Genomic DNA, 8,877 nt, shown 5'->3' on the forward strand with positions numbered 1-8,877 from the left:
AAACGCTCGGCTGGGAAACCCCAGCCGAGCGCCTGCATAAACTCCTCGCGGCCTAAACAACCGACCACGTGTTGCAACGACCGCTAGAAACCGCCGATGCGGATCAGGCCCTTGACCTGGTCTTACGAAGTCGGGGTGGCGGGATTTGAACCCACGACCTCTTCGTCCCGAAGCATTCCGGGTCGACGGGCGAGCTGCCCATTCTACGGTGCTGACCTGGGGGGCAAGGCTGTGAGCGTCCGTGGACGTCCGGCGTTGTGCCCCCGGGTTGTCACCCAGTTAGTCACTCAAGCGTCGCGAACAGACCCGCTCTCCAGAGCGGCGATCACAGCTGCCGGATCACCGTCGTACAGCACATGTGGTTCGTCTGCTGCTGGGGGAACGAACCGCGTGCGGTACCGCTGTAGGTCGCTTTCGGAGAAGTAGATCGAGTTGGGATCGCTGGCGTGGAACTCGTTGCGTTTGCTGATCCTCGCCCATAGTTCGTCATGGCTGGCGGCAAGGTAGACGAGGACGGGCGTTGCGCCCGCTTCCGCAGCGATAGCACGCCACTTCGCCCGGTCTTCTGGAGTCCAGAAGCCGTGATCCATCACGACATCTTGTCCGGCTTTCAGCTGCGTCCGCAGATCGGCGGCCACGTCTTCGAGGATGGGGCGCTCAAGGGTAGGGAAAAGCCCCCGCGGGAAGTCCACTCCGTAGACGCCGTGCCGACGGAACATCTCTTCGTCCGGACATATCCGCACGAAGCCGCGAGCGGTGAGAGTGCGGGAGAGGGTCGTCTTGCCAGAGCCGGGAAGGCCGGCCATCAGGACGCAGACCGTCACGCGGTCACCTCCGATTCCGTTCGCCATGTGCGACCCGGGCCCCCGAGGTCGACGCCGTACTCAACGATGTTGCCCTCGCTATCCACGAACTTGGCCGTCATCACCACCACCGGGTCCGTCGGCGGATTGTCGGGGTCCAGCTCCAAGAGCTGTGCGTACTCCCGCGTCAGTGGGCGGGCTGAAGCGGTGTCGATCCGGTGGCTGATCGGGTGGCCAGTCGCCTGGGCAATGAGCTGAAGCGACGTGCCCCCCGTCAGTCGCGCACTCTCTGCAAGCTGGGGGATCAGCTTCCCGTACCGAGCTGGAATCCACGACGTGCTGTGAGCGACGATGCCGTGTCGGTCCCGGTATACGCGGCTACGGCGAACCACGTCTGAGCCAGGCTGGATGTCCAGAGCTTGCGCCACGTCTTCGGGTGCGGGTACCACGGCCGCCTCGTGGGAGTCGGACCGCTCGCCTGCTCCCCAGCTAGACCCGGTGCGGCGTCCCCGATCCTGCCGCTGGGACCCGGACGACATGGGGGCTTGCTGGTCGAGCACCTCGGTCCCAATGCCGTGGATGCCACGGACGAGCCCCTCGTTGCGCAGCTTGCGCAACGCCTTCTCCGCCGTCGCGGTGCTCACTTTCCACTCTTCCGACAGGTTCTTGATGCTCGGCATGAGGGTCCCGGGCTGTAGCTGACCGGACGTGATCAGCTCCGAGTAGTGGGCGGCAATCCTTGCGTAAGGCGCCCGATTGTCGGCCTGGCCTGCCATGTTGTCCGCTCCTCGCGACGACTTCCCTGGGGTTCCCTAGCTTACCGCTTGACACCGCAGGGAACCCTAGGGAACCTTAGGGATGTCCCCGCCGGGCGGTTCGCCGGACGGAGGGGGCGGGACTTCAATGCGCCCGTAGTCATGGGCTGTTTGAGGTCAAGGGGCCCGGGACAGAGCGGGCCGAGGTGAACCCGGCGCCTGGTCATTAACCGGAGGGCTTAGACCGAAAGGTCACGTCTCCATACGCCTACGCCAGGTCTCAGACCTGAAGGAGACATGCGTACTGCTCAACCTCCCGCGCCGCACGTGGCGCGGCCGGTTGCCTCCTTCGCCCGTCCGTCGCTTCGGCGTCGTACGGGCGGGGTTGAGGGGAGCCGGAATCTCCTGCTTCACCCCCAACGCAGTGCAGCCCCCGGCGGTAGGACGCCGGGGGCTGCTGTTGGGTCCCGTTCCTCTACCGAAGGAGCAAGACCCGTGAAGACCATCGCTGCACTTCAGAACCGTGTTACCCCGTGGTCCGACGGCCTTGAGCCGACGGACGCGGAGCTGGATGTGATCGAGGCGCAGATGCCGGTCATCCGTGCCGAGGTCGAGTTGCTGGACGTTCGGATCGCCTTGATGGACCGGGCGCCGAACGAGTTCGATGAGCGCCGGTTCCGCCGGGCGGTGCACCGGCTGCTGGAGGCCCGGCGCACGGTCGCCGCCGCGACGGAGCGGGCCCCGGGTGGCGCCGCATGAACACCACCGGCCAGCCCTTGAGTCGGGCCCAGAGGGTGGTGCTGACTGCGGCGTTCGTGCCGATGGTCGCCACCGGAGTGGCCGGCGGTTTCGGTACCTACTCCAACATCTCCGCCGCCTACGGTGCTGGTACGGCGCTGGGTGCGGTCGCGGCCGGTGAGGGTGCGACCGCGGTGCTGGCGTTGGTGCTGCTCGGGCTGACGATGCTGGGCCAGTCCTCGCCGTTGGCGATCCGGGCGGGGCTGTGGGCGCTTCCCGCCGCCGCCTCGGTCATGTCCGCCATGGCCGCGACCGGCCCCGGTGAGACCGTCATCTACGCGCTGACTCCCATGGGCATGACCACGGCCGCCGAGGGTGCGGCGTTTCTGGCCCGGCGGATCGTGGTCCACCGCGATGGCCGCGACGCCGATGCCGAACGTCGGGCCGCCGAGGTCGTCCAGGCGCTGGCCTACCGGCAGGCGATGGCTGCGAGCCACCCCGATGAGAAGGTCCGCCGCAAGTCGGAGTTGGCGGCGTGGAAGCTGGCCCGGAAGGTGGGCGCTGGTGACCTCGCTCTGGGCGATCGTCTGCTGGACGTTCAGCGGGACCGGGTCACCGCTGGAGCCGATGCCGCCCTCGCCGCGATGTTCGGCGGGGCGATCACCCCGGCGCTTCCCGCTGCCCCGCCCCTGCCGGTGGTGGAGCTGGAGGTCGATCGATCGCCCCGACCGATTCACCCCACCCATGCGGAAGTATCGGCGCAGAACGGCACAGATCGGTCTACCCCTGAGCAGGGACGGCAGGCTTTGGAGGCCGGTTCGATCGCCCCCGATCCGAACCAGGCAGAAGAGGCCACCCCGTCCCCTGCTGCTCCTCTGCCCGTCGCCGATCGGGCGACGGTGCGGGCCGTTGCTGCCGAGCAGCCGGTGCGGCGTCGGGCCACCGGCCGGGTGCCGGACATCGCCCGGACCAGCGTGCCGCGCCGGACCCGGGAGGAGCTACTTGCCGAGGCCCGGCAGCTGACCGAAGCGTGGCCGATCGAGCACGTGACCGGGGACCGGATCCGTAAGGCCCTGCGTACCTCCCCGGCCAATGCCCGCTGGCTGCGCGAGACGCTCAAGGCAGAGCGGGAACGTGACGCAGCTGCGGCGGTGAGCTGATGACCACCTTGCCCGTCTACCCCTGGCGCCTTGCCCCCGATGGGCTCGCCACACGCCGGCAGTTACGGGCCGCCGGGCTACGGCCCGGCGGACAGGACGTCGTCGCTCAGATAGAACGCCCGCGGTACCGGCGCGGGGCGCTGACCGCGTTCCTGTACCGCGTCGACCGAGCCAAGCCCGTCCGACCCATGACCCCCGCGCGGCAGGCCGCTCTGGACCGGGCCAATACCGCCCGCCGTACCTGCCCCGCCTGCCAGAGGGATGCCGGATACGTCATCCCGGCCTCGCTCGGCACGTGCGTGCCCTGCGCCTACCCGACTCCTCCTGACGGGATACGTCCGTGAATCACCTCCCCGAACCCGCCCGCGTCGTCCAGCTTCCGGACGGCACCCACGTCTACGCCGACTCCGCATCCCTGCCCGCCGCCTACCAGGGCCCGCAGGTCGTGCACCAGCACATCCACCAGGCCGCCCCGGACAAGACCATTCAGCGCCTGGCGCTCGGTTCCGGTGTCGGGGCCGGCGTGGTCGTGGCCGGTGTGTACTTCGGCCCGCTGCTGGTCGGCGTGCTCACCGCGATCGCCGCGAACATCGCCTTCCTCGCCTTCCTCGCCCTGGTCCTGGGCTGGGGTGTCCACACGGTTGTGAAGTCGGTCGGCAGCCCGCAGGGAGCGGCGGCCGTGAAGAACGTGCGCAAGGCCCGCCGCGGTCGGCTGGGCTGACGGCTGCCCGATCCACCCACCTCACGCGGGTGGGTGGTGAGGGGAGCTGGGACAGTCCCGGCCCCTGTGACAGGGGAGATCACCGTGGCATCGCACATTCAGGCATCCAAGGGCGCCACCGGCTGGAACTACAAGTGCAGCTGCGGAGCCACCGGCCGCGTCCACAACAGCCGCGCGAAGGCCGAGCAGGACCGCAAAGCGCACATGGCCTACCGCCACCCCGACATGGACTTCACCAAGCCCGCCACCCTCGCCGACCTCGGAAAGGTCTTCCGCGGCCGCCGACGCTGACGGCTGCCCGATCCACCCGCGCTCGGTGCGGGTGGTGAGGGGAGCTGGACAGTCCGGCTCGGAGGGAGCGTCATGGCGAAGGATCCGAAGTTCACCGCAGGCGAGACAGCCAAGATCGCCTGGTACACCGCCCGGATGGCCAAGCGCGGAATCGCCAGCCAGACCGTCTACCAGGGCGACCTGGAACGCAAGGTCGAGCGGATCATCGACGGCGCCCGCGAACGCGAACAGCAGCAGGCCGCGGATGCGGCCGAGGCCGAGAAGGCCGCCCGCAAAGAGCGGGCCAGGAACGCGCGCAAGTAGCTGTGCCCCGGGGCGGCCGTCCCGGCCAAGGAATCAGGCCGCCCCCGGGCCCCACCCCGCCAGTCAGCGAGAGCAGGAGTTCCCAGCATGACCGACAACGTCGTCCCCCTGTTCAAAGACCCCAGCACCGGCACCTACACACTCCCCGGCGACACGGCCGCGCCCGCGGCACCCGCCCCCGCTCGGGGTCGTGCGGTGCGGGTGTGGAAGCGTTCCGGCCGGGCCATCCGGGCGGCCGTGACTGACGAGCGGACCCGTACCGCGGTACGGCTGGTAGCCCGGCACGGCATGTACGTGGTGGGCGGCACCAGGATCACGGCCAAGCGGACGTGGGACGGGCGGACCGGCTCCCGCTACGAGCGGATGATCCGGGCCGCCGAAGCCGCGGGGAACTTCGAGGAAGCCAAGGAGTGGGAGGACCGGCTCACCCGCTTCCGCGCGGCCCGTCACCACCGGCGCATGGACCTCCTCAAAGCCCCGCAGGATGCCGTCAAAAGCGCCGCCTACGGCAGCGGCCTCGCGATCGGCAGTCTGCTCCTGCTGGGGATCGTGCTGGCCATAGCGAATGAGGACATCACCGACGTAGTCGGCCCGCTCGCCTTCGTGATCGACGCGATCAGCTGGATCGTCTACGTGGGCACAGTGGTGTGGGGCCCGGCCGTCACGATCGGCCCATGGCTGGCCTTGCTCGCCCTGTGGGGAGTCGGCCGGCACCAGCAGACCGCACCCCAGTGGACGCTCCCCGCCCAGCAACGCGACGACGCCGGAGCACCCATCACCCCCTCCATCGTCGTCACCGCCCTGCGCGATCTCGGCATTGCACCCCTGCGGAGCGCCATCAAGGAGATGGGCGACGCCGGGGCCGCGATGCTCGGGCCGATCCGGATCGCCGGATGCGGTGTGGAAGTCGATGTCACCCTGCCCTCGGGTGTCTCCACTGCTGAGGTGCAGGGGCGGCGCAGGAAGCTCGCCGAGAACCTCGCCCGGCACGAGCACGAAGTGTTCATCACCCTCCCCACAGCCGCCCGCACCGTGCGGCTGTGGATCGCCGATTCCGGCGCCCTGGACGAGCCGATCGGCCCGTCCCCGCTGGTGACCGACGAGACGATGACCGCGAACTACAAAACGGGCAAGGCCCCCTGGGGTCAGGACCTGCGCGGCGACGGCGCCCTGATCAGCCTGTATCAGCGCATGCTGCTGATCACCGGCCTCTCCAACCAGGGCAAGACCGCCGCTCTGCGCGCGCTGGCCCTGTGGCTGGCCCTGGACAAGACGGTCGAGTTCCGGATCGCCGACCTCAAGGGCGTCGGCGACTGGGGCATGTTCGACGGGCTCGCGACCACCCTGATCCAGGGCCCGACGGACGAGCACGTCATCGACGCGACCGAGATGCTCGAGGCCGGAGTCGCGGAGATGGAACGCCGCATCCAGGCCCCGCCCGGCACCCTCTTCCCGCCGCTGGTCCTGATCGTGGATGAGGCACAGGTCGCGTTCATGTGCCCGGCCATCGGCGACGACAAGCGCCCCTACGGCGGATCCAAGGCCACCTCCCGCTACTTCATGGCCGCCCGGAAAATCCACAACCAGGGACGTGCCGTGGACGTGCTCCTGTGGGAGGGCACCCAGGACCCCACCGACCAGAACCTTCCCAAGCTGGTCCGCGAAGGCGCCCACACCCGCGTATCCCTCACCCTCGGCACCGAATCCCAGGCCCGCATGGCCCTGGGAGACAAGGCCGTCGACGGCGGCGCCGCCCCACACCTGCTCCGCCAGGGCCTCGACAAGGGAACCGTCGTCGTCGCCTCCGACGGCATCACCATCCCGGCCGGGCAGGCATCCATCACCGTCCGCACCCACTACATCGACACCGACACCGCCGCCCTCATCGCCGACCGCGCCAAGGCCCTGCGGACCGGCATCACCACCCGCTCCACCATCACGCCCGTGGAGCAGATCGACCCGCTCGCGGACATCCTGACCGTGCTCGGCGACAGTGCACGCGTGCTGACGCAGGACGTCCTCAAGCGGCTGGCCGCACTGAATGAGGACGCGTACGGCGGGTGGTCGTTCATCGACCTCAAGCGCGTACTCGACGGCACCGGAGCCGAACCGTACAAGTCCGACGGCCGCATGGTCATCGGCCGCGAACGCATCGCCCGCCACCTCGCCAACCGCCCCGACACCGGTTCCACTTCCGCCGCCGAGTAGCGGGAGCCGCACCCTCCCGGCCAAGGGAGGCAGGGAGAACTCCCTGAGCCCCTCCCTGAGCTATCTCCCTGGATCTGACCTGCGGAAATTATCTGTCAGGGAGGCAGGGAGGCGCTGCAGGTCAGAGCCCCGAAAGCCCCTCCACGCGCGCCCCGGCAGGGGGTGCCCTCCCCTCCCTGACCCTCGACCGTCAGGGATTCCGCTTCACCCATCGACATGCCGAGAGCGGCCCCCTCACGCCAATGACTGGGGCCGCTCTCATCCAGCACACTCAAGAACTGGAGAGACCAGCATGACCCACCCGACCGACATCCCGCGAGACCGCGGCGCCGTGGCCTTACCCGCCACCCTCCACACCGCGCTGCGGCTCGCCGAAGAGGGCTTGCCCGTCCTGCCGCTGCGGGCAGGCAAGGGCCCCATGGGCAACTGCCGCGCCTGCCAGAAGAACGTCTGCGGTGGCCGGCCGAACATGAAGACCCCCGGCCCCTGCGCGTGTCCGGCGCCCTGCCACGCGTGGGCCGCCGCCACCACCGACCCGAACATTCTCACCTCCCCGGCCTGGACCCCGGCCTGGCGGCAGGCCGAAGCCGTGGCCTACCACCCCGGCGGCGCCGGGTTCACCGTCGTCGACCTCGACAACCCGGACGCGGTCGCATGGGCCCGGCGGAATCTCCCGGGGACCAGGACCGTGGCGACCACGCGCGGGCAGCACTGGATCTACCTCGGAACCATGGCCTCACCCAACGCCGTACGCCCTGGCGTGGACATCAAGTCCACGATGTCGTACGCCCGCTGGCTCGGCCCAGGCACCGGCACCATGGCGCCGCTCCCGGACGTCGTGCGCGCCCTCGCCCTGAAAGAGCCCACCGCGACTCGGCCGGCGTCGAGCCCCATCACCGTTCCGGCGCTGCCCGGGGGCGGGCGGTGCCCTCACCGCTCGCCCGCCTATCTGGAACGCGGGGTCGCCATGGCGGAGCAGCGGATCGAGGCGGCCGCGGACGGCATCCACCGGACCGTGTACCGGATGTTCCTTGCGGTGCTGTCCGTTCACGGCCGGTGCGGCTGCCTCACCGAGGCCCACATCGACCGCCTGTTCACCGTCGCGCAGGGCAAGGGCGAGTCCTTGCGGCACTGCGAGGACGCGTGGTCCAACGCCGCTGCTGCTCTGGGGATGTGACATGCCTGAGGACGAGAAGAACCCGGCACGCGAGGTCATCACCGACTACGCCCAGCAGCATTTCCGGTACTTCCGCACCGTCGACGGCACCGTCTACGCCCAGCGCAACGGCCACCCTGTGGCACGCCCGATCCGCTCTCAGGGAACGACCGGAAGCCACCGGCAGGAACTCATGGTCGGCCTGTTCCGTGACGGGGTCGGCGTTTTCAACGGAACCGCCTTGAAGGAGGCGCTCGACTTGATCGAAGCACTCGCGCTCACCGAGGACGTCCAGCCCGTCCACATCCGCGTAGCTCCGGGATTCGACGGGGCGACGTGGTTGGACCTGGGCCGCGACGACGGCCAGTCCGTCCGCATCCACCCCAACGGCTGGGACATCCTCACCCCCGACCCACGCGAGGTGTGCTGGCGGCGCACCCAGCTCACCGGCGAACTCCCCCTCCCGGTCAAGGACACCGACGGCAAGGGAATCGACCTGCTGATGCGCCTGGTCAACTTTTCCAGCGCCCAGAGCGAGGGCCTGGCCCTGGCCTGGCTCGTCGGCTGCCTCGGCCCCGACGTGCCCGTCCCGGCCCCGTTCCTCACCGGCCCCCAGGGCGCGGGCAAGTCCACCGCCGGCAAGATGCTCGTCCGCATCATCGAGGGCATGAGCGGCGACCTGCGCCGCCCGCCCAAGGACGAAGAGAACCTGATCACCGCCGTTGCCGCCGGATGGATCACC

10 protein-coding genes and 1 pseudogene are annotated in these 8,877 nt (G+C 69.5%); 9 read left to right on the plus strand and 2 right to left on the minus strand.

Annotation, left to right across the window (positions count from 1 at the left end):
- Positions 1-287: 287 nt before the first annotated feature.
- Both ACZ6I1_RS34605 and ACZ6I1_RS34610 read right to left on the minus strand, forming a co-directional pair.
- The gene (locus ACZ6I1_RS34605) at positions 288-824 is read right to left on the minus strand and encodes a P-loop nucleotide/nucleoside kinase family protein (RefSeq protein WP_469293055.1); all 537 of its coding nucleotides are present in this window, start codon (positions 822-824) and stop codon (positions 288-290) included.
- Positions 821-1,579, minus strand: coding sequence for a GntR family transcriptional regulator (locus ACZ6I1_RS34610; protein ID WP_469293057.1), 759 nt, complete (start codon positions 1,577-1,579; stop codon positions 821-823). The genes ACZ6I1_RS34605 and ACZ6I1_RS34610 overlap by 4 nt, the downstream gene beginning before the upstream one ends.
- A gap of 474 nt (positions 1,580-2,053) precedes the next feature.
- On the opposite strand from ACZ6I1_RS34610, the gene ACZ6I1_RS34615 reads away from it, so the two are divergent.
- From ACZ6I1_RS34615 to ACZ6I1_RS34655, 9 genes and pseudogenes are all read left to right on the plus strand, one after another.
- A complete protein-coding gene (locus ACZ6I1_RS34615) occupies positions 2,054-2,317 on the plus strand; it encodes a DUF6284 family protein (protein ID WP_469293059.1) in 264 nt (87 codons plus the stop codon).
- On the plus strand, positions 2,314-3,456 hold the full coding sequence (locus tag ACZ6I1_RS34620) for a conjugal transfer protein (protein WP_469293061.1): 1,143 nt from the start codon (positions 2,314-2,316) through the stop codon (positions 3,454-3,456). The genes ACZ6I1_RS34615 and ACZ6I1_RS34620 overlap by 4 nt, the downstream gene beginning before the upstream one ends.
- Positions 3,456-3,800 (plus strand): RRQRL motif-containing zinc-binding protein, encoded by a 345-nt coding sequence (locus ACZ6I1_RS34625; RefSeq protein WP_469293063.1) that lies wholly within the window; start codon positions 3,456-3,458, stop codon positions 3,798-3,800. Before ACZ6I1_RS34620 ends, ACZ6I1_RS34625 begins: the two co-directional genes overlap by 1 nt.
- The gene (locus ACZ6I1_RS34630) at positions 3,797-4,177 is read left to right on the plus strand and encodes a DUF6251 family protein (RefSeq protein WP_469293065.1); all 381 of its coding nucleotides are present in this window, start codon (positions 3,797-3,799) and stop codon (positions 4,175-4,177) included. The genes ACZ6I1_RS34625 and ACZ6I1_RS34630 overlap by 4 nt, the downstream gene beginning before the upstream one ends.
- A gap of 84 nt (positions 4,178-4,261) precedes the next feature.
- The gene (locus tag ACZ6I1_RS34635; protein ID WP_469293067.1) at positions 4,262-4,468 is read left to right on the plus strand and encodes a hypothetical protein; all 207 of its coding nucleotides are present in this window, start codon (positions 4,262-4,264) and stop codon (positions 4,466-4,468) included.
- A 72-nt stretch (positions 4,469-4,540) separates the two neighbouring features.
- Complete coding sequence (locus ACZ6I1_RS34640) at positions 4,541-4,771, plus strand: DUF6257 family protein (protein ID WP_469293069.1); 231 nt, start codon at positions 4,541-4,543, stop codon at positions 4,769-4,771.
- 87 nt (positions 4,772-4,858) lie between these two features.
- A complete protein-coding gene (locus ACZ6I1_RS34645) occupies positions 4,859-6,979 on the plus strand; it encodes an ATP-binding protein (RefSeq protein ID WP_469293071.1) in 2,121 nt (706 codons plus the stop codon).
- 292 nt (positions 6,980-7,271) lie between these two features.
- Positions 7,272-8,156, plus strand: a complete 885-nt coding sequence (locus ACZ6I1_RS34650; protein ID WP_469293073.1) for a bifunctional DNA primase/polymerase — start codon at positions 7,272-7,274, stop codon at positions 8,154-8,156.
- A gap of 1 nt (position 8,157) precedes the next feature.
- A pseudogene (locus ACZ6I1_RS34655) lies at positions 8,158-8,877 on the plus strand (ATP-binding protein); the annotation flags it as partial.

It is taken from the genome of Streptomyces sp. NPDC046303, assembly GCF_055588085.1.